Here is a 25,074-nt window from a genome sequence, read left to right as displayed (position 1 = left end):
GAATACATTCGTTGATTTAATTATTTATAAAGGGGCTGATTTTAATCAGTCCCTTTTTTTTGTATTTCTTCTTGAAAAATCAATATTCTGATTAAATTTGTTTTCTTATCAAATTGATTGAGTAAACGGAATCTATCAAGAACTTATTAACCCATAAAATTATGCTTACAAGAAGAGATGCCATCTCCCAAATAGCTTTGATGTTAGGGGGAGCGATTACCGCTCCGACATTGATGGCCATGGAAGCGAAACACAGCGGCAAGACAGCCATTGCTGATTCATTTAGCTTATCAGATTCACAGAGAAAAATTGTAGCCGCTGTAGCCGAACACATCATTCCCAAAACAGCTACTCCAGGTGCGATCGATGCTGGTGTTCCCGCATTTATTGAATTAATGCTACAAGATTGCTACAAATTGCCAGAGCAAAGAAGTTTCTTAAAAGGTGTGAATGATTTAGATAAAGCTGGTTTTTTAAATCAAAACGCAAGTGGTCAAGTTGCCATGTTGAAATTACTAGAAAGCAATACCAAAGAATTGATGAGTTCTTATCGTTTAAAACAACAAAAAGTAGGGGATAATGTCGATAAAGAAACCTTAGAGGGAAATAATGGTGTTCCATTCTGGAGACTAATCAAGGAGTTAACACTGTTTGGTTATTTTACCTCTGAAAAAGGAATTACGTCTTCTTTCGAATACGTAACAGTTCCTGGCAAATTTGAAGCAACTAAATTAAAGCCAGGCCAAAAGGCATTTCAATATTAATTTGACCATTTACCATTACTCACATGAATCTTAACATAGATGCAATAAAAAGCCAGACCTTTGACGCTATTGTCGTAGGATCGGGTATATCAGGTGGCTGGGCTGCCAAAGAATTAACAGAAAAAGGTTTAAAAGTAGCCGTTTTAGAGCGTGGTCGTGAAATTAAACACGTAGAAGGTTATGAGACGGCTTTGAAAGACCCTTGGGATTTCCCTCACCGTGGTCGCCCAACCAATATGGCTGCTGAGGAATATTGGGCGGGAATGCGTACTGGCTATACACCGAATGAGGAGCACCGTTACTTATTTGAAAACGATAAGCAAAACCCGTACATCGAGAAAAAAGGTGGATTTGATTGGATTCGTGCCTACCACACGGGAGGTAAATCCTTACTTTGGGGACGCCAATCCTACCGTTGGAATAAAGAAGATTTTGAAGCTAATGCCAAAGATGGTATTGGAACAGATTGGCCAATCCGTTACGAAGATTTAGCACCATGGTATTCTTATGTAGAGAAATTTGCTGGTATTTCTGGTCAAAGAGAAGGATTGGATGTATTACCAGATTCAGAATTTTTACCTGCCATGGCCATGACTGCCCCAGAAGAGCATTTTAAAAACCAGGTGAATAAGAAATTAGGGCGCCCCATAACCATTGGTCGTGTAGCTCACTTAACTCAGCCAGGTGCTCACCATACAGCATTAGGTAGAGGTGCTTGCCAATACCGCAATAAATGTATGCGTGGATGTCCATACGGTGGATATTTTAGCTCATTGTCAGCGACCTTGCCTGCTGCTATGCGTACCAAACGTTTGACCATGATTCACAATGCCATTGTTTCCGAAATCATTTATGATGAGGCAAGTCAAAAAGCAAAAGGTGTACGTGTGATTGATCAAAACACCATGGCTGTCACGGAATATTTTGCTAAAATCATTTTCGTTAACGCAGGTGCTATTGGCTCTACTTCCATCTTAATGAACTCTAAGTCGAGCCGTTTTACCAATGGACTTGGAAATGATAGCGATCAATTAGGTCGTAATATCATGGACCACCATTTAGGTGTTGGTGCTTCAGCTCAAATCGAAGGTTTCAATGATGATTATATGTTTGGTAATCGTCCAAACGGTTTATACATTCCTCGTTTCCGTAACTGGGGTAATGATAAGCGTAGCTACATTCGAGGTTTCGGTTATCAAGGAGGAGCTAGTCGTGCTGGTTGGGGACGTGGTACCAACATGGATGGTTTTGGAGCGGAATTCAAAGAGAGCTTAACTCATCCAGGTACTTGGTCTATTGGTTTTGGAGGTTTTGGGGAAATTCTTCCAAATCCAAATAACCGTTTTGTTTTAAGTCAATCACAAAAAGATAAGTGGGGATTACCTGTGCTAGAATTTGAAGCGGAATTTGGCGAAAATGAAATTAGAATGCGCCAAGATATGATGAATGATGCCGCTGAAATGCTTGAAGCAGCCGGGTTCAAAAATGTCAACGCTTACAATAATTCAAATACACATATCGGTCTAGGTATTCACGAAATGGGTACAGCCCGCATGGGTCGTGATCCCAAATCTTCCGTGTTAAATAAGCACAATCAGGTTCATAACGTGAAAAACGTATTTGTGACTGATGGAGCGGCAATGGCTTCTGCTTCCTGCGTGAATCCATCTTTAACCTACATGGCTTTAACTGCACGTGCGGCTGATTTCGCCGTAAGTGAATTGAAGAAGCGTAATTTGTAATTCTTTTCTTAAAATAAAAAAGGGGCTCATTAGGCCCCTTTTTTTGTACACCCATATTTGTTTCAAGGGATATAAATGACGGGTCATTCAGTAGAAATGGGATTTGTTAAGTCTTGAAAAATACATGAAGAATCCCTAATTTATTGTTAATTTTGATACCTTATGGCGGCCTCACCAACTTATCGATTAAGTATTTTTGATTCCATTGATGACGGCCATCATACGGATTATTTGGCCTATCTAATTCATCAGTTTAGTCACAAGCCAGACGTCGAGTTACTACTGATTGTGCCCGAAAACTTTATTCAAAGTTTCAAAAATAACCGTCAAGTTTGGGGCTTTGATTTAGGGAATAATATACATTTTCATCCATTAGATTCTTCCACTATACAGCGACTTCATGGGCAGTCAATTTATAAACGCTCCATGTCTGAGTGGAATTTGTACGTCGACATTAGTGAAGCTTGGGAAGCCAGTCACGGTCTATTGATGTACTTTGATTATTTTCAATTGGGTATGTTATTGGGTAAAAAAGCCCATTTTCAATTAGGGGGAATTTATTTTAGACCCAATTTTTATTACCGAAAAGCCTCTTGGAAAAGCGCTTTCATTAAGAAATGGATGCTACGCTTGTCGACGCTTCGGTCTTCCATGAAAGTACTTTTTAGTTTGGACCATAAGGCTGTCAAGCATATCCGCCCTTTGTTGGGGAAAACCCAAGTTATGCGCATTTCTGATCCCGTGAGAGCGTATGAGATCAGTCCAGAGGAATTGCTCGCATTTAGAGAAAAATGGCATGTTCCTGCCAACAAAAAAGTATGTTTACTATTTGGCAACTTGGACCCAAGAAAAGGAATAGAAGTATTTCTGCAGTCGACAAAGCATTTAACCTCAGAAGAGCTTGGTCAATTATGTTTGCTGGTGGCAGGGTCTATAAGTCCAGCTTATCAAGCTCATTTGGAAAAGCTTTTTCAACAATACCCTAATCTAGAGATAATTTCCATCTTCCAAGAAATAAAGGGGAAAGACATTCAATTATGTTTTGAGGCAGCAGATTTGGTGTTGATGTTATACCAAAATCACGTTGGTATGAGTTCCGTTCTAATTCGAGCGAGTATATCCAAAAAAGTAGTATTGGGAACTCATTATGGATTACTAGGGAAACTGATTCAAAGTATGCATTTAGGCTTGGTCGTGGATGCTCAATCCCCCGTTCAAATAGCCGAACAGTTGGAACAATACTTGAACTTAGGGATCGGTTTTTCGAAAGAGCAAATGGAAAAAATGGAGCAAGAAAATTCAGAGAAGGCTTTTGCAGATACTCTATACCAAGGCTTGTTTTTATAAGGCCAAATACTTGATTTCTCCTTTCAGATTTTTTAATAAAGACTTGGTCCTTTCTGGTCGGGCATCTGTAATGAATACCTGTCCAAAATGATCTTCTGCCATCATTTGTACCAATCTCTGAATTCGTCGATCGTCTAGTTTATCAAAAATATCATCCAACAATAAAAGGGGTTTTCTGGGATGAGCTTGAGCTAAAGTGTCAAACTGGGCAAGTTTTAGCGCCACAACAAAGCTTTTTTGCTGTCCTTGTGAACCAAATTTTTTCAATGGAAATCCATTGATTTCAAAACTGAAATCATCTCGATGGATACCTAAGGTACTCCTTTGAGCAGCTAAATCTTGTGCTTCAGCTTGGCGCAATGAGGCATCCAAATCCCCTAGAGTGAAGGTACTCTCAATGTTGATATTGACTTGCTCCCGGTCGTCGGATAATTTGGCATAGTGCGACTGAAAATTAGGCAAATATTTTTTTAGAAATTCCATTCGAGCCAGAGCAATATTTTCTCCTAATTGAACCATGGGTTCATGGTAGCTATCTAGCTGTATTCGATCCACCATGCCTCGCTCTGCAAAATGCTTTAACAAGGTATTTCTTTGTTGAACGATGCGATTATAGCGCAATAAATTATCTAAAAACCCTCGGTCCATTTGAGACATCATACCATCAAAAAACCGCCTACGTTCTTCGCTTCCTTCGCGGATTAAATCCGTATCATAGGGATCCATAAGTACCACTGGAAAATTTCCAATGTGATCTGCCAATCTTGGGTAAGCTTTTTGGTCACGAAGAAAACTTTTTTTCTGTCCTCGTTGATAGGCACAAGTAATTTGCGTTTCACTGGCTAAGAGCTTGGAATTGTCTTGTTTTTGGTAAACAAAATTCCCTTGAATCATAAAAAAATCTCCCCCATGTTGGATACACAATGGATCCCCAATGCCTCGTGCGCTTTTGGTCATGGAAAGAAAATGGATGGCATCTAGGAGATTTGTTTTTCCAATTCCATTTTCTCCGACAATGCAATTGATGTTTGAGATAAAATCAAATTGAGCTTCCGCATAGGACTTAAATTGTTTGACCTGTAATGATTTAAGGTACATGCGGGCTTAGAAATGAGGCTTGAATCGTAAAAATAACGAATAATCGCGGATTTTACGGATTGATTTTGGCTAAATCCATTCATTTTTTGGCAGCTTAATGCTTTTGTTTTAATTTCGTAGCTGATTCGGTTGATGGGTATTTTCCCGTTCGACTAAGCAAATGAATTTTTGAATAATATCATGGCAAAGAAAGAAACAAAAGCTCCTAAGTATTCGAAAGAGACCTATCGTTATTGGTATGAGTCGATGCAATTGCAACGTAAGTTTGAGGAAAAGTGCGGTCAATTGTACGGAATGCAAAAAATCAAAGGCTTTTGCCACTTATATATTGGACAGGAAGCTTGTTCTTCTGGTTCAAAATCGGCTTTAAAAGAAGGAGATAAATACATTACTGCTTACCGCGATCACGGTATACCATTGGCTTTAGGGACTTCACCTAATGCTATTATGGCGGAGTTATATGGTAAAATTACAGGAGCCTCTAAGGGTAAAGGTGGTTCCATGCACATCTTTGATAAGAGTGTTGGATTTGTGGGTGGCCATGGAATTGTGGGTGCTCAGATTCCTTTAGGTGCAGGATTGGGATTTGCTGAGAAATATAACAAAACAGGAAATCTTGCGATTTGCTATTTTGGTGATGGTGCGGTTCGTCAAGGTTCTTTACATGAGACTTTCAACATCGCGATGACTTGGAAAATTCCAGTGATTTTTGTTGTTGAAAATAATGGTTATGCCATGGGTACTTCGGTAGCTAGAACTTCTAATGTGACTGATTTATATACCATTGGAGAGGCTTATGATATGCCATCTGAGCCAGTTGATGCCATGGATGTGGAGGCTGTACATGAGGCAGTTTCTCGCGCGGCTGCTAGAGCTCGTGCTGGAGAAGGACCTACTTTCTTAGAATTTAGAACCTACCGTTACCGTGGGCACTCCATGTCGGATCCACAAAAATATCGGTCTAAAGAAGAAGTAGAAGCTTATAAGGATCGTGACCCAATTGAGCAAGTTAAAATGACTATTTTGGAAAATAACATCTTGACTCAAGCTGAATTAGATGAGATTGATGCGAAAATTAAAATCCAAGTTCAAGAATCGGTAGAGTTTGCTGAAAATTCACCATTCCCTTCGAAGGAAGAAGCATACAAGGATGTGTATGTACAGGAAGATTATCCGTTCATTGAAGAATAATCATTGATATATAAGGAAAAGCCCGAAGAGATTCGGGCTTTTTTTTTGAATAAATTTTGGATTATTTGTCTGAAATGAGTTTTTCTACGGCCAAAAGCTCATCCCTGAATTTAGCAGCCAATGGGAAGTCCATTTCTTTGGCAGCTTTTTCCATTTCTTTTCGGATGCTGTCTCGTTGCTTGACCAAATCGCCTTTCGACATATAAGCCAAAAGCGGATCTGCAGCAGCCAGTTTCTCCTCGGGCTGAATCAGGTAATTTTTATTAGGTTTGGCCATGCGGTCAGCAATGGATGTTTGTTCCATAATCTCATCATGGCTGCGCCAAATGGTTTTAGGAGTAATGCCATGTGCTATATTATACTCCATTTGAATGGCCCTTCTGCGATTGGTTTCTGAAATTGCTTTTTCCATGGAACCAGTCATCCGATCGGCATACATCAATACCTTTCCGTTTTCATTTCTAGCGGCTCTACCAATGGTTTGAATTAAGGAACGGATATCCCGCAAGAAGCCTTCCTTATCGGCATCCATGATGGCTACCAAGGATACTTCAGGTAAGTCAAGCCCTTCACGAAGCAGGTTGACTCCCACCAAAACATCAAATACCCCTAATCTCAGTTCTCGTAGTATTTCTACACGTTCCAAAGACTTAATTTCTGAGTGAATATATCGACCTTTTACACCTACACGGTCTAGGTATTTGGAAAGTTCCTCGGCCATTCTTTTGGTTAAGGTCGTAATAAGTACCCTTTCCTTTTTCTTGACACGATCGTAGATTTCGTCCAATAAATCATCAATTTGATTTTTGGTGGGCCGCACCTCAATCATTGGATCCAAGAGACCAGTGGGTCGTATAATTTGTTCTACAACTACCCCCTCAGACCGACGTAATTCATAGTCGGACGGAGTAGCTGAGACAAAAATCGTTTGGCCGATAATATCTTCGAATTCTTGAAAGGTCAGTGGGCGATTATCCATTGCAGAAGGTAACCTAAACCCATATTCCACCAAGGATTCCTTACGGGAGCGGTCGCCACCCCACATGGCTCTTATTTGCGGCATAGTAGCATGGCTTTCATCTACTACCATCATGAAATCATCCGGGAAAAAGTCCAATAAGCAGAAGGGCCTTTGACCTGCTTTTCTTTGATCAAAATACCTAGAATAATTCTCGATACCAGAACAGTAACCTAACTCACGCATCATTTCCAGATCAAATTCGGTTCTTTGTTTGATGCGCTCAGCTTCTAAAAGTCTACCTTCTGATTCAAAATGTTTGATTTGAGCGACTAAGTCGGCTTGTATGAAGGAAATTGCTTGATTTAAAGTCTCTCTGCCCGTCACAAATAAGTTCGCAGGAAATACGGCAACCATTTTTTCCGAAGATATCTTCTTCCCTGTCCAAGGATCTATTCGATGGATTTCTTCGATTTCATCTCCAAAAAAGATGAAGCGATAACCAAAGTCGGCATATGCCAAAAAGATATCTACCGTATCTCCTTTTACTCGAAAAGTACCTCGTAAAAATTCGCCTTCTGTACGGGCATATAATATTTCTACCAAGCGAAAGAGAAACTGATTTCTAGAAATAATTTCACCCACACCGATTCTCAAAATAGAATTTCGGTATTCATCTGGATTTCCCATACCATAAATACAGGAAACGGAAGCGATGACAATGATATCCCTTCTTCCCGACATAAGGGATGAAGTGGTAGCTAGTCGCAGTTTTTCAATTTCTTGATTGATGGAAAGGTCTTTTTCAATGTAAGTACCTGTCGTGGGAATAAATGCCTCTGGTTGGTAGTAGTCGTAATAGGAGATAAAATACTCCACCGCATTTTCTGGAAAGAAAGACTTAAACTCTCCGTATAATTGAGCGGCTAATGTTTTATTATGGCTAAGAATGAGCGTCGGCCTATTTATTTGTTGAATGACATTGGCAATCGTAAAAGTTTTCCCTGAACCCGTAACACCCAAAAGCGTTTGGGCGGCTTCATTTTTATTTACCCCTTCTACCAATTGTTTTATAGCGGTGGGCTGGTCACCTGTGGGTTGATAGGAAGATACTAATTTAAAGTCCATGGGCAGGCAGATAAAATCGAGGCTCAAATTAGGTATTTTGAGCTGATTCTCCTTAATTTAAATTTAAAATAATCGATGATGCAAAAACGAATTGTTCTAATCTCGGGGCTAGTATTGCTACTCTTTTTGGCATGCAAGCAGGGCTCTGCGGTACCTGAGCCTTTAAATATTCAAAACATAAAGCCAATTCCTGCCAAGGAATATAGCTTTACAGAAAATCCAATTTGGGCAGATGAGTTTAATCAATCGGGCTTGCCAGATGATAAATTTTGGTCTTATGATGTAGGAGGATCCGGTTGGGGAAATAATGAACTTCAATATTATACCAAAGCAGATTTGGATAATGCTCATATAGAGAATGGAGTCTTGACGATTGAGGCTAAAAAGGAAAACTATGAGGGAAAGAATTATACTTCAGCTAGGTTAGTTACTAAGGGTAAACAAGATTTTTTATATGGTCGGGTAGAAGTTCGGGCAAAATTACCTGCTGGTCGTGGAAATTGGCCAGCCATTTGGACGTTAGCTAGCCAAACGGATTATGGTCAAACCTATTGGCCAGATAATGGGGAGATAGATATCATGGAACATGTAGGTTATGATCCGGGGGTAGTTCATGCCACGGTTCATACTAAAGCATTTAATCACGTGATTAATACACAAAAAGCAGCAACACAGGTGGTGTCGGATTTTGATCAGGCATTCCATGTTTACCGCATTGATTGGACACCGGATTATATAAAAGCTTTTATAGACGGGAAGGAGTATTTTTCCTTTCAAAATACTAGGGCAGGATGGGAAGAATGGCCATTTGATAAAAAGCAACATTTGTTGTTAAACATTGCCGTAGGTGGAAATTGGGGAGGGCAAAAAGGAGTGGATGATTCGATTTTCCCTTCCAAGATGTTGATAGATTATGTGCGGGTATATGGATTGAAACCATGATTTTTCCCCAACGCTGGCAAGGTTCCAAACCTTGACAGCGTTAGGTCTAGAACGTTTTTTTTGGCAAAATAATTGCACATTTTTCATCAACTAACTGATAATAAGACATTGTCATACTTTTATAGCGTCCTAGCTTTGATTGAAATTAATTGTTGAGCAATTTAATTACATATGAGAAAGGTAAATCACAAATTTCTCTCTTGGGTTTAGATATGAAAATTTGGGTAAAATTCGGGCTAGTGGTAATCTTGTGTAGTTTTTTTTCATGTCAAATCACCGAATCGGAACCTGAAATCATGAATGAATTTACTGAGAATCCAATCTGGGAGGATAATTTTGATACTGATGGTTTGCCAGATGCAAGTCGCTGGGATTATCAAGTGGGTGGAACTGGTTGGGGAAATAATGAATTACAATATTATACTAAGGCAGATATAGATAATGTGCGTGTCAATGGAGGAGTTTTGACTATCGAAGCCAGAAAGGAACGGCTTTTTGGGAAAAATTATACTTCTGCAAGACTTGTGACGCATGATAAGTTTAATTTTCTTTATGGTCGTGTCGTTGTTCGTGCCAAATTACCTGCTGGAAGAGGAACATGGCCCGCCATCTGGATGCTATCATCTGAGAACAAATATGACCCCACTAATATCCCCAATAATGGAGAAATTGATATGATGGAACATGTTGGGTATGATCCTGGGCAAGTTCATTCGGTGATTCATCGATATAATTCTAATAAAGGAATAGTTCCTTATCCTGAATCCATTACTCAAGTACCTGATTTTAATACAGCATTTCATGAATACCGCATGGATTGGACGCCCGATTACATTAAAACATTTTTGGATGGAAAGGAGACTTTGAGTTTTAAAAACTCAGGTAAGGGTTGGCAAGATTGGCCATTTGACCAAAAGATGTATTTACTACTGAATATTGCTGTTGGTGGGAGCTGGGGAGGTTTAAAGGGAGTAGATGATACGGTTTTTCCCGCCAAAATGGAAGTGGATTATGTGCGAATTTATGCTTACAAACAACAATAATATGAGATACCCAGAAGCTGCAGAGGCATTTGATAGATTATTATGCATCATGGATGATTTAAGGGAGAAGTGTCCTTGGGATCGGAAACAGACCATGGACACTTTACGTCATTTGACCATTGAGGAAACCTATGAATTGTCGGATGCGATTTTAGATGGAGATCAAATGGAGGTAAAGAAGGAAATTGGGGATCTGTTTCTGCATTTGGTTTTTTACAGTAAAATAGGTTCTGAAAGTCAAGCTTTTGATGTCAAAGATGTGTTAGACAGCATTGCTGAAAAGTTGATTTCCAGACATCCGCATATTTATGGAGATACTAAAGCTGAAACCGAGGAGGAAGTGAAAGCTAATTGGGAGGCTTTAAAGTTAAAAGAAGGAAATGAATCTGTATTATCAGGTGTTCCAGGGTCATTGCCTGCCTTAGTGAAAGCGATGCGTATTCAAGAAAAAGCTAGAGGAGCTGGTTTTGATTGGGAGGAAAAGGAACAAGTTTGGGCCAAAGTGGAAGAAGAATTAGGGGAGTTTAAAGAAGTATTTGTTGGGAAAGAATTGTCTTCAGGACAAAAAGAGGAGGCAGAAGGAGAGTTAGGTGATTTGATATTTAGTTTGGTCAATTTTGCTAGGTTTATTGACATCAATCCAGAAACGGCTGTTGAGCGAACCAATCGCAAGTTTATTTATCGGTTTCAATATTTGGAAAAGAAAGCAAAAGAAGCGGGTAAAAGCCTATCTGAAATGACACTGGCCGAGATGGATGTGTATTGGGAAGAGGCTAAAAAAAGCAACGCTGGCAAGGTTTAAAACCTTGACAGCGTTAAGCTAACGAATGAGATTCGTTAAATAGTATATCTTATTTATGAGTAAACTGATAAACTGTTTTACTCGCATAAGTTTGCCCAGGACGTAAAACAGTGCTAGGGAAACTAGGGTGATTAGGAGAATCTGGAAAATGCTCAGTTTCTAAACAAAAGCCCATTCTTTTGGTATAATTGACACCATATTTACCGCTGTAAGTACCATTTAAAAAGTTTCCTGTATAAAATTGCGTGGCTGGTTCTGAAGTGGATAATTCCACACTTCTGCCTGAAACAGGGTCGGTGACTTTTCCTACTTTGGCAAAAACACCTGGAGCTTTATCAAATACCACGCAGTGGTCATAACCTCCTCCTCGTTTAATTTGAATATCATCGGCATCTACACGTTCCGAAATAAGGTGTGGCTGTAAAAAATCAAATGCTCCACCTTTTACGTCCAATAGTTCGCCCGTTGGGATTAAGGTTTCATCCACAGCTACCAATTTGTTGGCATTTAATTGAACTTGATGTCCAGTAATGTCTCTTTTGGTATTACCTGATAAGTTAAAATAGGTATGATTGCTTAAATTAAGTACGGTGGCTTTGTCGGTGGTGGCTTTGTATTCAATCCCCAATTCATTGGCAGGACTTAAGGTATAAGTAACTTGAACTTGTAAATTACCAGGATAACCTTCCTCTCCGTCTTTTGAAAGGTATGACAAAACCAATTTGGAACCTTTGTCATCGCCTTCGGCTGCTAGGACTTTCCAGACTACTTTATCAAAGCCTACTTTACCGCCATGCAGGTGGTTTCCCATGTTTTGGGTGTAGAGTTCATAGTTTTTACCATCTAAACTGAATTTACCTTTGGCAATTCGATTCCCATATCTTCCAATGATGGCTCCAAAATAGGGTGAACCTTTTTCATATTCTTGAAGAGTTTCGTAGCCTAGGACAACATCTTCCATTTGATTGTTTTTATCAGGGCATAAAATTTTGGTGATGATGCCACCGTAATTCATGATCTGAACTTCCATGCCGGATGTGTTTTTTAAGGTATAAAGGGTAACAGGTTTTCCGGCTTGTGTTTTACCGAATGGTTTGGATGTAAGGGACATAGGGCCTTTAGTAGGTTTTGCGAATAAAGAAATAGATAAAATTTGAATACAAAGGAAGGCAATTGGGAGCCAAATGGCGAGTTTTTTCATGTTGTTATGGTCTTGAGGCTTCTAATTTAAGGAATTCAGTTGAAATTGAAATTATTTTATTTATCTTTGCACCCCGTTTAAAAATTAATTATTAATCTAAATTTCAACGTGTTAGCCCAGCATGTTGATGTACCTAGGGCAAAAATTATGTCTAATAAACAAAAAGATTTCGACTGGGATCAGATCGATGGTAAAGGTTTCGGTGGTAATTATACTGCTGAGCAAAAGAAACAAATGGAAGCAGCCATTGAGGCTACTTTGAATTCGGTGACTGAGAAGGAAGTGGTGAAAGGTATTGTTGTGAGCAAAACAGACCGTGAAGTTATTGTAAACATTGGATTCAAATCGGACGGTTTGGTATCTGCTTCTGAGTTTCGTGATATGCCGGATTTGAAGGCAGGTGACGAAGTAGAAGTATATATTGAAAACCAAGAAGATTCAAATGGCCAATTGATTCTATCTCGTAAGCTTGCGAAAGTAATGGGAGCTTGGATCAACATTGAGCGTGCTTTAGAAGAAGATACCATTATCAATGGTTTTGTAAAGCGTCGTACCAAAGGTGGTTTGATCGTGGATATTTTTGGAATCGAGGCTTTCTTGCCAGGTTCTCAAATTGACGTTAAGCCTATCCGTGATTTCGACATTTTTGTTGGAAAGAACATGGAGGTTAAAGTGGTTAAGATTAACCATACAAATGACAACGTAGTTGTTTCTCATAAAGTATTGATCGAAAAAGATCTTGAGGAGCAGCGTCAATTAATCTTGAACAACTTAGATAAGGGTCAAGTATTAGAAGGTGTGATCAAAAACATGACTAATTTCGGTGTGTTCATCGACTTAGGTGGTGTAGATGGTTTATTGCACATTACAGATATCTCATGGGGTCGTATCAACCACCCACAAGAGGTGTTGAAATTAGATCAGAAGATTCAAGTTGTCGTATTAGATTTCGACGAAAACAAGAAGCGTATTTCTTTAGGTATGAAGCAGTTACAAGCTCATCCTTGGGAAGCATTAGCTACTGATGTTGAAGTTGGTTCTAAAGTAAAAGGTAAAATCGTCAACGTAGCAGATTACGGTGCATTCTTAGAAGTGTTACCTGGTGTTGAAGGTTTAATCCACGTGTCAGAAATGTCATGGTCTCAGCACTTACGTAATCCACAAGATTTCTTGAAAGTAGGCGATGAAATGGAAGCAGTTGTGTTAACATTAGATCGTTCTGAACGCAAGATGTCTTTAGGTATCAAACAATTAACGGAAGATCCTTGGACTAAAACTGATTTATTGTCTAAATATGCAGTAGGTACTAAGCACAAAGGAACAGTTCGTAACTTGACTAACTTTGGTTTATTCCTTGAGTTAGAAGAAGGTATCGATGGTCTTGTTCACGTATCTGACTTATCTTGGACTAAGAAAATCAAACACCCATCTGAGTTTGTGAAAGTGGGAGATTCATTGGATGTTATCGTAATCGAATTAGATGCTGATAACCGTCGTTTGGCTCTTGGTCACAAACAATTAGAAGAAAACCCTTGGGATACATTTGAAAGTGTATTCACAGTAGGTTCTTCTCACAAAGCTACTATCATCTCTAAAAATGATAAAATGGCTGTGTTAGAATTGCCATACGGTATCGAAGGTTTATCTCCTTTGAAGCAATTGACTAAAGCAGATGAATCTGTAGCGGAAGTTGGTGAGGCTTTGGATTTCATCGTTACTGAATTCCAAAAAGATGATCGTAAGATTATTCTTTCTCACACACGTACTTTCACTGCACCAACTGCAGAGGAAACAGCTGCAGCTGCTAAGCCTGAAAAGAAAAAGGCAGCGGCTAAGTCTTCAGAAAAGACCACAGTAACAGCTGAGAAATCTACTATGGGTGATATCGGAGCTTTATCTGCCTTGAAAGAGCAGATGGAAGGTGCTGAGCGTGCTCAAGCGATCAAAAAATTGGAGAAAAAATCCAAGAAAGCTGAATAAGTAAATTAAGGTTTGCTTGAAGGGGTTTGCGAAAGCAAGCCCCTTTTTTTGTGCCAATGAATTTGATAGTCTAAATCAATTGATTGATAAAAGCATGGAATTAGTAAAATATCAAGAAATAGATTTGTCATTTGAAGTTTTTTTGACAATTTTACTAGGCTAAATGCAGATTTGTCAACGTTTCAAACGTTGACAAATCTTTGATAATTAATAACCTTTAAAACTAGCAAATACTATGAGTAATCATTCTAGGCGAGATTTTATAAAAAATGCGTCTGTCGCAGCTGCCTCGTTTTACATTGTCCCACGCCATGTACTTGGAAAAGGATATCAAGCACCATCCGATAAATTGAACATCATGGGTATTGGTGGAGGAGGAAAAGGATATAGTGATATCATGAACTCCTACAACAAAGGTGCTGAAAACATTGTAGCAGTCGTGGACGTAGATGATCGCCAGGTGGCTAGAATTAAGAAAGACTTACCTAAAGCGAATTTTTATAAAGACTTCCGCACGGCCTTAGACAAAGAAGGTAATAATATAGATGCAGTCATCGTATCTACTCCTGACCATACGCACGCTACCATAGCCATGGAGGCTATGCGCCGTAAGAAGCACGTATATGTTCAGAAGCCTTTGGCACATGACATTTATGAGGCACGTATTATCGCTGAAAAAGCTCGTGAAATGCAAGTGGTTACCCAAATGGGAAATCAAGGGTCATCAGGTGACGGTGTTAGAACCATGATTGAATGGTTCGACGGAGGTGTTATTGGTAAAGTTCACTCCGTACAAGTTTGGACCAACCGTCCCGTTTGGCCACAAGGAATTAAATACCCATCTGCTGGTTTTGAAGTGCCTAAAGAATTAGATTGGGACCTATGGTTAGGGCCAGCTAAATACCGTGAATATAATCCAGCTTTATTGCCATTTAAATGGAGAGGTTGGTGGGATTATGGTACTGGTGCTTTGGGAGATATGGGCTGCCACTTATTAGATCCTCCTTTTAAAGTATTAGGTATCCGTGATGCCATTGATGTGGAATGCTCCGTAGGATCCGTATTCCTGAATGATTGGGTTCCTGAGTGGATTCCAGAAGGATGCCCACCTTCGTCTATGGTGACTTTACATTATGGTGCTACCAAACGTAATCCTTCTCCTGTAACCTTAACTTGGTATGATGGTGGTTTACGTGCTCCTCATCCAGATGGTATTCCATCAACAGAGACCATCGGTGATCCTGATGGAAGTAATGGTGTCATCTTAATTGGTTCCAAAGGTATCATGACCTGTGGAACTTATGGTATGTATCCTAAAGTTTACAAAAACGGCAAGCAAGTGCCAGCGGAAGAACTTCCAAAAGCCAAATTACCTCGCGTAGTAGGTGGAGATGGTGGACATAATACCCAGTGGGTAGAAGCTTGTAAAGCAGGTTTTGGTAAAATGGAAGTTAGCTCTCCATTCGACTATGCTGGTCCATTTACTGAATCTGTTTTGATGGGTAACTTAGCGATTCGCTCTTATATGTTACGTGAAGGCGAAGGCCGTACAGCCAAATATATTGGTCGCCAAAAATTAAATTGGGATGCAACCAACATGCGCATTACCAATTTTGACCCAGCCAATCAATTCGTAAGAAGAGAGTATCGTGCTGGTTGGACGTTATAATAAGTTTTTAATAGGATAATGATGAAAGGACGGGTAAATCCCCGTCCTTTTTTTATTTTTGCCTAGCAAAATTCCACTCTATGAAATTCGATTCCAATTTACCCAAATTAGCTGTTTTACAAGAAGTTCAAGCTTACGTAGAAGAGGCGGGATATCGAATCGTAGATCAAGATTTTACCAGACCCTGGGGAGGTTTTTTTGTATTGGATGAAAGTCAAGTAGCAAAATTCGTATCTCAATATTTTCCTCAATTGAGCCTTGATGACATTCAAATTACCCAGAAACTAAGCCCTAAATTTCTAGTAGTCGCCCCACATCAACGCCTCTCTTGGCAATACCATTTTCGTCGGGCAGAAATTTGGACAGTTGTTCATGGGCCCATTGGCGTAGCCATTTCAACTACAGATGAACAAGGGGATTATGGCGTGTATGAAGAATCAGATGTTATTGTATTACCCACTGGTCGAAGACACCGACTGATTGGTTTGGATCAATGGGGTTTAGTAGCAGAAATTTGGCAACATACTGATTTGGCGAATCCATCCGATGAATCCGATATCGTTCGTTTGCAAGACGATTTTGGTCGGTAAACGGCATGCCGTTCATCATTTATCCAAACCGATAATCTAAAAATAATACAAAAAACTTTGTAGCATTCAAAAGTTTCCTTAGTTTTGTGCTCTCGATTTTAATTAAAATTACGAGCATGAAAGTTAGAATACTTGAAAAGGGGACAGAATTATACTTCAGATACGGGGTTAGATCCGTAACGATGGATACGATTGCTTCAGAATTGGGCATTTCTAAAAAAACGATTTATCAACATTTTCCTGATAAAGACGCCATGGTGTATCAGGTATTGGAATCATTCATTCAAAATGATTTTTGTAAATGGGAAGAGTTGAATAAAAGCTCGAAGGATGTGATACATAAAACGTTACAATCCTTGGAAATCATGAAGACCACTTTATCTGAAATGAACCCTCGTTTGTTGTTTGAAGTGAAGAAGTATTTTCCCAAAGCTTATGAATTGTTTACGAAGTACAAGGAAGATTGCATCATGAATAGCCTCAAGGTTGATTTGAAAACGGGGATCGAGCAAGGTTATTTCCGTCCTGAAATTGAGGTGGATTTAATTGCTCGCCTTCGTATGGGAGAAGTGGATTTGTCCTTTGACCCCAACTTTTACACGCATAGTAAACTTTCTTTTTTTGATACACAACAAATTTTATTGGACCATTTTATGCGAGGTATTCTCACAGAAAAGGGTCTCTCTCTCTATTTATCATACCAAAATAACAACTAACATGATTCGCCAAAAACTCTATTTTATCGGGCTATTTTGTTTCTTGTCATTGACGGGGATGGCTCAAAGTTTCAGTCTTAAAGAGGCTGTTGACTATGCTATCATCCACCATGTACAAGTGAAAAATAGCCAATTGGATTTGCAAAATGCGAGTGCAAAAATTAATGAAATTAAAGCTATCGGTTTGCCTCAAGTGAATGCAGGGGTTACGTATACCAATAACTTAATCATTCAAAGGATGTTTATCCCTGCCAAAACCTTTAATCCTAGTGCTGCTGATGGAGAAATCGTTGCTGCAGAATTTGGAGTGAAGAATTCAGGTATGGCCAATGTCGGCTTAAGCCAATTGGTTTTTGATGGTACATACTTACTTGGCTTAAAAGCATCGGAAGTATATAAAGAATTGTCGACCAAGAGCTTAGTCCAATCCAAACAACAAGTAGCAGAAGGTGTGATGAAAGCCTATTACGGTATTTTGGTTAACGAAAAGCGTCTTCAGATTTTACAAGCCAATGTGGGCCGGTTGGATTCTTTACTAAAAGAGACCAGAGCGCTAAATAAACAAGGCTTTGTGGAGAGAATTGATGTTCAACGTTTGGAAGTACAATCGAATAACTTAAAAACGGAATTGGACAATGTGATTCGTATTCAAGATTTGGGATATTCTCTCTTGAAATTTCAAATGGGCTATCCTATGGAAGAGCCGATTCGTTTGTCGCTAACCTTAGAACAAGTGGATTTGAAGTTTAACTCCATCGATGAAAACTTGCCTTTCAATTATGGTAACCGCATTGAATATTCCATCTTAAAAACACAAGAAGGATTAGCTGAATTAGATGTTCGTAGTCAAAAAGCTGGTTATTTACCACGATTGTTGTTCAATTTGAACTATGGCTTTACAAACGGTCGCAAAACATTTGGGGATTTAATTAGCCAATCTTGGTTTGATAATTCTACTTTAGGTTTTACGCTTCAGATTCCTATTTTTGATGGTTTCTCCAAGAAATACAAAACCATTCAATCGCAAAATAATCTTCAAAAGGTTCGTCAAAGCTATGATTTAGTGAAGTCTTCCATTGATTTACAGCGAAGCCAGTCCTTGATTACCTTGAAAAATTCTTTGGAATCCCTGAAGGAACAAAAATCTAATTTGGATTTAGCAAATGAAATTTCTCGCGTGACTCGTGTGAAATATCAACAAGGAGTGGGTTCTAATCTCGAAGTATTGAATGCAGAAACTTCGATCAAAGAATCTCAAGCTAACTACTTTACCTCTCTTTACAATGCCTTGATTGCTAAGGTAGAATTAGAAAAGGCCAACGGTACATTATATTCAGAATAACACGATTTTAACAAATATCTTATGAAAAATCTTACCATTTTATTAGCCGCCGTATTATTGGTAGCATCTTGCTCCAAGTCAGTAGATAAAAAACAAGAGTTAGCTGATTTGAAAAAGCAAGCTCAAGAAATTAATGCTCAAATCGTTGCCATCGAAAAGGAGATTGGCAAAGAGAATCCAAAAACCGCTGAAAAAGTAGTGGCCGTAGGAGTAAGCCCCATTCAAGCTCAAACATTCAATCACTTTGTAGAAGCACAGGGCTCTGTATTGGCAGAAAATACCGTTTTAGTAAGCCCTCAAACAGCTGGAGCTATCCTTACTTTACCCGTTGTGGCTGGACAAGCCATCAAAAAAGGGCAATTGATTGCCACCTTGGATAACAATATTTTGAAGGAATCCATGGAAGAAGTAAGACATCAATTGTCTTTGGCTAAGATACTTTTCGACAAACAAAAGTCTTTGTGGGATCAGCAGATTGGAACAGAAGTACAGTATTTGAGTGCTAAATCAAATAAGGAATCTTTGGAAAAACGCTTGGTTACTTTACAGGCTCAATTGGCCATGTCGAAAGTAATTGCACCTATTTCAGGAACCATTGAAATCGTGCGCCAAAAGGCAGGTGAAATGGCTTCTCCAGGTTTACCCATCGTTCAGATAGTAAATTTAGGCAACTTGAAAGTAGCAGCTAAAATTTCTGATACCTACGTGGGATCGGTCAAAGTGGGTGATCCTATCGTGATTAAATTTCCAGATATCAATAAAGAAGTGAAGGCTCGTATTACTTTGGTTTCTCAATTAGTGAATCCATTGTCTCGTACTTTTGATATCGAAGCCCGTATTCCCAATGTGGGAAATGAGTTGAAGCCCAATCAATTAGCCGTGATCAACATCAATGATGTTTCTAAGGCGAACGCCATTGTATTGGATGAAAATCTAATCCAAAAAACAGAAAAAGGAAACTTGATTTACGTGGCAGTTGATGAAGCTGGGAAGAAAGTAGCCCGTGCACGTCAAGTGTCAATTGGCTTATCTTATAACGGTCAAGCTGAAATCACTTCTGGCATTAAGGCTGGTGATCAAATCATCACCCAAGGTTACCAAGATTTAGTTGACGGTCAAGCCATTTCATTCTAATCTGAAAGAATCCACAACATGGAAAAAAATATAAAAAACGAGCAACTGCCCGAAGGAAAAGGACTAATCTATAATATGATAGAATGGTTGGGGCATAATCGTACGACCATTTACATCTTTACCTTCATTATTTTTGTGGCAGGTATGGGTATCTACAAACAATTGCCTAAAGAGCAATTTCCAGATATCGTAGTTCCACAAATGGTGGTACAAACGGTGTATGCAGGTACTACACCTACAGACATTGAAAACGTGATCAATAAACCCATTGAAAAGCAATTAAAAGCAGTAACAGGGGTTAAGAGTGTTAAATCGAATGCCTTACAAGATGTTTCAGTAATCATTGTAGAGTTCAATACGGATGTCACGGTACCAGTTGCGAAACAACGTGTACAAGATGCTGTAGATAAGTCCATTGCGGATTTGCCTAAAGATTTGACTAGACAACCCTCTGTGGCTGAGGTGAACTTCTCTGAGTTCCCTATCATGAACATCAACATAGCGGGAGATTATCCTTTGGATAAACTGAAAAAATATGCTGAAGATTTGCAAGATGAGATTGAGGGAATGCCTGAAATTAATCGTGTGGATATCATTGGAGCTTTAAAACGTGAGATTCAAATCAATTTGGATTTAGCGAAAATGCAGAGTTATGGCCTTACTTTCTTTGATATACAATCTGTTGTACAAGGAGAAAATGTGAATATATCGGGAGGAGAGCTTCCTGTCAATGGAGTAAGACGGTCATTGCGAGTAACTGGAGAGTTCAAAAGCATGGAGCAGTTGTCGAACATCATCATTCGTTCTAGTACAGGTGCTGTCGTTCGTTTAAAAGATGTAGCTGATGTACAAGATAGTTTTGAAGAGAAGCAAGATTTTGCACGTTTAAATAATAAGTCAGTAATTACCTTAAACGTGATCAAACGGGCTGGAGCTAACTTAATTGATGCTGCTGACCGTATTGAAACAACCATTGAGGATTATAAAGAAACACGTTTTCCTAGTGGTTTAACCGTCTCTATTACGGCAGATCAGTCTGAAAGAACTCGTGGAGATATTGCGGATTTGATTAATACGGTAATCTTGGGTTTCGTTTTCGTAGTAATCGTATTGATGTTCTTTATGGGTGTGCGTGATGCAGCATTTGTGGGATTATCTGTACCATTATCGGCCTTATTGACATTCTTGTTCATGCCGGGCTTTGATTTCACCCTGAATACCATTGTGCTTTTTGCTTTCTTATTGAGCTTAGGTATTGTGGTGGATGATGCCATTGTGGTGATTGAAAATGCTCACCGTTTGTTCAATAATTTCAAAAAATTGAGTATTGTGGAAGCCGTTAAATTAGCTGCTTCAGAAGTTTTTGTCCCAGTATTATCGGGTACATTAACTACGATTTCTCCATTTTTGCCATTATTATTCTGGCCGGGTATTGTGGGTGAATTCATGAAATTCTTGCCAATTACGTTGATCATTACCTTGTTTGCTTCCTTATTTGTGGCTTATGTGATGAATCCTGTATTTGCCATGTCATTCATGAAGCGTCACGATGAAGAGATGAATGATGTGAAGAATCCTAAATTTTCGGACATCCGCAAGACCGTATTTATACTACTGAGTCTGACAGTCGGGGGATATGTTTTAGGCTTCCAATTGGGCCATTTTGGGTTTGGAAATTTCTTCTTATTTGCGGTAATTATTTATGTGTTCAACCATTTTGTGGTAACACCGAAATGGATTGTGCCTTTTCAGGAAAAAACGTTACCTGCCTTTAAAAATGCTTACCGTAGAATAATTTCTTGGGTATTGGAAGGGGCTAGACCTATTTATGCTGTGTTAGCTTCTTTTGGTCTATTGGTATTCTCTTTTGTTTTATTTGGTATCGTAAAGCCAAAGGTGATTTTCTTCCCTTCGGGTGACCCAGATTATGTATATATCTATGCCAAAATGCCTATTGGGACGGATGCTGTCGTGACAGATTCCATGACTAAGGTCATCGAAGGACGTGTATTTTCTTTCTTGAAGAAAGAACAAGCGATGAAAATCGTCAATTCCGTGATATCCAATGTCGGTAAAAATGCGGGAGACCCAATGAACCCGGATCGCAGTGCTACTCCTCATAAAAGTAAAGTGACGATTGCGTTTGAGAAAGTTCAAATGCGCGGGGGCTTGTCAACACAAGATTTATTGACCAAACTTCAAAACTCGTTCAAGACAAATCCAATTCCTGGAGTGGAAATGGCGATTGAGCGTGAAAGAAATGGTCCTCCCACTGGTAAGCCTATCTCTATTGAGATTTCAGGGGATGATTTTGGGGTATTATTGGAATTAGAGAAAAAAGTGTTGAATGCAATTCAAAAAGCAGGTGTTCAAGGTATCCAGGAATTAAAGTCGGATTTGGTAACCAACAAGCCTGAAATTATTGTGGATGTGAATCGTGAAAAAGCTAGTAGAGAGGGGATTTCATCTGCTCAAGTGGCCATGGCTATTCGTGGAGCTTTGTTCGGTGTTGAAATTTCTAAATACCGTGATGTGAAAGATGAGTACCCTATACAATTACGATTGAAAGGTAACTCGAGAAATCAAATAGAAAAATTACTTTCCATGAACATCACTTACCGTGATATGAATTCTGGAGGATTGTTGCGACAAGTACCATTGAGCTCAGTAGCGGATATTCGTTATGCTTCTTCGTTTAGTCAGATCAACCGTAAAAACCAAGAGCGTGTAGTAACCCTAGGTTCCGATGTGATTGAAGGCTACAATGCCAATGAGATTGTGGCGGAATTGAATGGCTTATTTGAAACCATGGAATTACCGCAAGGCTACAAGATTAAAATGGGTGGAGAGCAAGAGCAACAGCAAGAAACAGGTGCATTCTTAGGAATTGCCTTTATTTCTGCCTTGATTTTGATATACTTAATCTTGGTGACTCAATTTAACTCAGCCGTGAAACCACTTATTATTTTCGCTACTATTTTACTTTCCTTGGTAGGGGTTATTTTAGGATTCTTAGCTTTTGGTATGACCTTCTCTGTATTGATGTCGGGAGTTGGTGTGATAGCCTTAGCAGGTATCGTGGTGAAAAACGGTATTCTTTTGATTGAGTTTATCGAGGAATTACGATTCAAACGAGGATATGATTTGAAAGAAGCCATCATTGAAGGAGGAGGCATTCGTTTAACACCAGTATTATTGACGGCATCAGCTGCGGTTTTAGGTTTGATACCATTAGCCTTAGGTTTGAGTATCGACTTTGCTGCCATGTTTACGGAATTGAATCCACATATTTTCTTTGGGTCGGATTCAGCTGTATTCTGGGGAATTTTAGCTTGGACTATTATTTTCGGTTTGACTTTCTCCACGGCATTAACATTGATAATCGTACCATGTATGTATTTCTTGTCGGAACGTATCAAACAAAAATTCCGTAAAACAGCATAAAACGATTTATTGTACATAACTATTTTGGGGATTAATAGAAAGACCTCGGACATTGTCCGAGGTCTTTTTGTTTCTTTATGCAAGTGAATTTTAGACGCATTCCTTATCGTGTAAATGGGCCAATGATACCTATTTTATTATCAATTTCTTGGACAATATAATTGAATTTTCAATCGTTAAAACGCAACGCTGTCAAGGTTTCGAACCTTGCCAGCGTTAAGGCTAGATACACCCACATAAATAATCAAATTAATCTCATTAAATTGAAAGACTTAAAAACGCTTTCATCATGAAAAAACTACTATTATTCCTTTTATTCCCTTTAAGTATCCTGGCCCAAGATCGGCCGTATGGTAAATTATGGGCGACTCGTTCTGAGGTCATTGCTCAAAACGGAATGGCAGCTACTTCCCATCCTTTATCTACGCAAGCGGCTTTAGATGTATTAAAAGCCGGAGGAAACGCCATTGATGCCGCCATTGCCGCCAATGCCATGGAAGGTGTCGTAGAACCACACGTTAACGGAATTGGTGGTGACTTATTTGCCATCGTTTGGGATGCTAAAACAAAAAAACTATATGGATTGAATGGTTCAGGTAGATCACCTAAATCCTTAACCTTGGCAGAATTGAAAAGGCGTGGTTTAAAACACATTCCCAGTGTAGGTCCTCTTCCAGTAAGTGTACCCGGTTGCGTGGATGCATGGTTTGAGCTACATAAGAAATTTGGTTCTATGCCCATGTCTAAAGTATTGGAAAAAGCAGTATCCTATGCTAGGAATGGCTTCCCCGTTCATGGGGAATTGGCATCAGCCTTGCTGCGCGTAGAGGCAAACTATGGACGCTTTCCTAATGTTGCACAGCATTACTATCCCAATGGCAAAGCACCTGTCCTAGGTGATGTATTCAAAAACCCTAACTTAGCCAATACCTTAGAGCGAATTGGAAAGGAAGGTCGAGATGCCTTTTACAAAGGTGACATGGCCAGAACCATGGATGCTTTCATGAAGAAAAATGGCGGTTTCTTGAGCTATGAAGATTTGGCGACTCATACCTCCACTTGGTTAGATCCCGTTTCAGTTAATTATCGCGGATATGATGTTTGGGAATTACCTCCAAATGGACAAGGTATAGCGGCATTGCAAATGTTGAATATTTTGGAAGGTTATGATTTCTCTAAAATCAAGCATGGTAGCGCAGAACATATTCATTTGTTTACCGAAGCCAAGAAATTGGTATTTGAAGATCGGGCTAAATACTATGCAGACCCTGAATTTGCCAAAATACCCGTGGCTAGTTTAATCTCAAAATCTTATGCGGCAGAGCGTAGAAAATTGATTCAAGCAAACCGTGCCGCTAAGCATTATGATGCCGGAAATCCAGCCTTGAAAGATGGGGATACGATTTATTTGACCATCGCCGATAAAGATGGAAATATGGTTTCTCTGATTCAAAGTAATTACCGAGGATTTGGTTCAGGCATGATGCCCGATGGTTTAGGTTTTATGTTTCAAGATCGTGGGGAAATGTACAGCTTAAATGAGGGAGAAAACAATACTTTTGCCCCAGGGAAACGTCCTTTTCATACCATTATCCCTGCCTTTGTCACGAAAGATGGACAGCCTTTCTTAAGCTTTGGTGTCATGGGTGGAGCTTTTCAGCCTATGGGTCACGTACAAATTGTGATGAATGTGGTCGACTTTGGTATGAATATCCAAGAAGCAGGAGATGCTCCCAGATTAAACCACGAAGGTTCTTCTGAGCCTACTGGAGAAGCGATGGAATTGACCGGAGGTACCATTACCTTGGAAAGTGGATATCCCTATGAAGTGATTCGGGAGTTATTGCAAAAAGGACATCAAGTAGGTTTTATGAATGGAATCTATGGTGGGTACCAAGCCATTCGTTGGGATCCAATAAGAAAAGTGTATTTTGGCGCGTCAGAATCTAGAAAAGATGGACAAGCCGCAGGTTATTAAATTAA

The 25,074-nt window shown here is 39.3% G+C and carries 18 protein-coding genes; 15 read left to right on the top strand and 3 right to left on the bottom strand.

All coding sequences use genetic code 11. The annotated features are described in order from the left end of the window. Positions 1-161: 161 nt before the first annotated feature. The 3 genes from G9H65_RS00555 to G9H65_RS00545 all read left to right on the top strand — a co-directional run bounded on the left by G9H65_RS00555 (position 162) and on the right by G9H65_RS00545 (position 3,853). Positions 162-764: a gluconate 2-dehydrogenase subunit 3 family protein gene (locus G9H65_RS00555; RefSeq protein WP_166373414.1), complete on the top strand. Its 603-nt coding sequence runs from the start codon at positions 162-164 to the stop codon at positions 762-764. A 23-nt stretch (positions 765-787) separates the two neighbouring features. Then, entirely contained in the window at positions 788-2,506 is a 1,719-nt protein-coding gene (locus G9H65_RS00550; RefSeq protein WP_166373412.1) for a GMC oxidoreductase, read from the top strand. A gap of 162 nt (positions 2,507-2,668) precedes the next feature. Next, the gene (locus tag G9H65_RS00545; protein ID WP_166373410.1) at positions 2,669-3,853 is read left to right on the top strand and encodes a glycosyltransferase; all 1,185 of its coding nucleotides are present in this window, start codon (positions 2,669-2,671) and stop codon (positions 3,851-3,853) included. Here G9H65_RS00545 and recF read toward each other — a convergent pair. Then, positions 3,848-4,951 carry a DNA replication/repair protein RecF gene (gene recF, locus G9H65_RS00540; protein WP_166373408.1) on the bottom strand — a complete coding sequence of 368 codons (1,104 nt, stop codon included), beginning with the start codon at positions 4,949-4,951 and terminating at the stop codon, positions 3,848-3,850. The genes G9H65_RS00545 and recF overlap by 6 nt on opposite strands. Before the next feature lie 180 nt (positions 4,952-5,131). Between recF and pdhA the strand changes: the two genes are divergently transcribed. Then, positions 5,132-6,142 (top strand): pyruvate dehydrogenase (acetyl-transferring) E1 component subunit alpha, encoded by a 1,011-nt coding sequence (gene pdhA, locus G9H65_RS00535; protein ID WP_166373406.1) that lies wholly within the window; start codon positions 5,132-5,134, stop codon positions 6,140-6,142. A gap of 61 nt (positions 6,143-6,203) precedes the next feature. Here pdhA and uvrB read toward each other — a convergent pair whose 3' ends face one another. After that, positions 6,204-8,228, bottom strand: a complete 2,025-nt coding sequence (gene uvrB, locus G9H65_RS00530; RefSeq protein ID WP_166373404.1) for an excinuclease ABC subunit UvrB — start codon at positions 8,226-8,228, stop codon at positions 6,204-6,206. Between the two features lie 78 nt (positions 8,229-8,306). Here uvrB and G9H65_RS00525 point away from each other — a divergent pair, with 78 nt between their 5' ends. From G9H65_RS00525 to mazG, 3 genes are all read left to right on the top strand, one after another. Next, positions 8,307-9,170 carry a glycoside hydrolase family 16 protein gene (locus G9H65_RS00525; protein WP_166373901.1) on the top strand — a complete coding sequence of 288 codons (864 nt, stop codon included), beginning with the start codon at positions 8,307-8,309 and terminating at the stop codon, positions 9,168-9,170. A 296-nt stretch (positions 9,171-9,466) separates the two neighbouring features. Continuing rightward, entirely contained in the window at positions 9,467-10,213 is a 747-nt protein-coding gene (locus G9H65_RS00520; protein WP_205753208.1) for a glycoside hydrolase family 16 protein, read from the top strand. Position 10,214: 1 nt separating this feature from the next. Then, positions 10,215-11,015: a nucleoside triphosphate pyrophosphohydrolase gene (gene mazG / locus G9H65_RS00515; protein ID WP_235927423.1), complete on the top strand. Its 801-nt coding sequence runs from the start codon at positions 10,215-10,217 to the stop codon at positions 11,013-11,015. 49 nt (positions 11,016-11,064) lie between these two features. Here the strand turns inward: mazG and G9H65_RS00510 are convergent, their stop codons facing one another. Next, a complete protein-coding gene (locus tag G9H65_RS00510; RefSeq protein ID WP_235927422.1) occupies positions 11,065-12,126 on the bottom strand; it encodes an aldose epimerase family protein in 1,062 nt (353 codons plus the stop codon). A gap of 237 nt (positions 12,127-12,363) precedes the next feature. On the opposite strand from G9H65_RS00510, the gene rpsA reads away from it, so the two are divergent. The 8 genes from rpsA (at position 12,364) to ggt (ending at position 25,069) form a co-directional block, all read left to right on the top strand. Beyond that, a complete protein-coding gene (rpsA, locus tag G9H65_RS00505) occupies positions 12,364-14,196 on the top strand; it encodes a 30S ribosomal protein S1 (protein WP_166373396.1) in 1,833 nt (610 codons plus the stop codon). 235 nt (positions 14,197-14,431) lie between these two features. Then, complete coding sequence (locus tag G9H65_RS00500; protein ID WP_166373394.1) at positions 14,432-15,865, top strand: Gfo/Idh/MocA family protein; 1,434 nt, start codon at positions 14,432-14,434, stop codon at positions 15,863-15,865. Between the two features lie 80 nt (positions 15,866-15,945). After that, the gene (locus G9H65_RS00495) at positions 15,946-16,455 is read left to right on the top strand and encodes a cupin domain-containing protein (RefSeq protein ID WP_166373392.1); all 510 of its coding nucleotides are present in this window, start codon (positions 15,946-15,948) and stop codon (positions 16,453-16,455) included. A 116-nt stretch (positions 16,456-16,571) separates the two neighbouring features. Next, on the top strand, positions 16,572-17,171 hold the full coding sequence (locus tag G9H65_RS00490) for a TetR/AcrR family transcriptional regulator (protein WP_166373390.1): 600 nt from the start codon (positions 16,572-16,574) through the stop codon (positions 17,169-17,171). Between the two features lies 1 nt (position 17,172). After that, a complete protein-coding gene (locus tag G9H65_RS00485; protein ID WP_235927421.1) occupies positions 17,173-18,513 on the top strand; it encodes a TolC family protein in 1,341 nt (446 codons plus the stop codon). Between the two features lie 21 nt (positions 18,514-18,534). After that, positions 18,535-19,647 (top strand): efflux RND transporter periplasmic adaptor subunit, encoded by a 1,113-nt coding sequence (locus G9H65_RS00480; protein WP_166373388.1) that lies wholly within the window; start codon positions 18,535-18,537, stop codon positions 19,645-19,647. Positions 19,648-19,722: 75 nt separating this feature from the next. Continuing rightward, positions 19,723-23,091, top strand: coding sequence for an efflux RND transporter permease subunit (locus G9H65_RS00475; protein ID WP_235927449.1), 3,369 nt, complete (start codon positions 19,723-19,725; stop codon positions 23,089-23,091). A 289-nt stretch (positions 23,092-23,380) separates the two neighbouring features. Then, on the top strand, positions 23,381-25,069 hold the full coding sequence (gene ggt, locus G9H65_RS00470) for a gamma-glutamyltransferase (protein ID WP_166373384.1): 1,689 nt from the start codon (positions 23,381-23,383) through the stop codon (positions 25,067-25,069). The last annotated feature ends 5 nt before the right edge of the window (positions 25,070-25,074 follow it).

This window comes from Aquirufa ecclesiirivi, from assembly GCF_011250515.1.
GTDB classification, from domain to species: domain Bacteria; phylum Bacteroidota; class Bacteroidia; order Cytophagales; family Spirosomataceae; genus Aquirufa; species Aquirufa ecclesiirivi.
The sequence above is the reverse complement of the archived record's forward strand: the minus strand, read 5'-3'. Positions and strand labels throughout refer to the sequence as shown.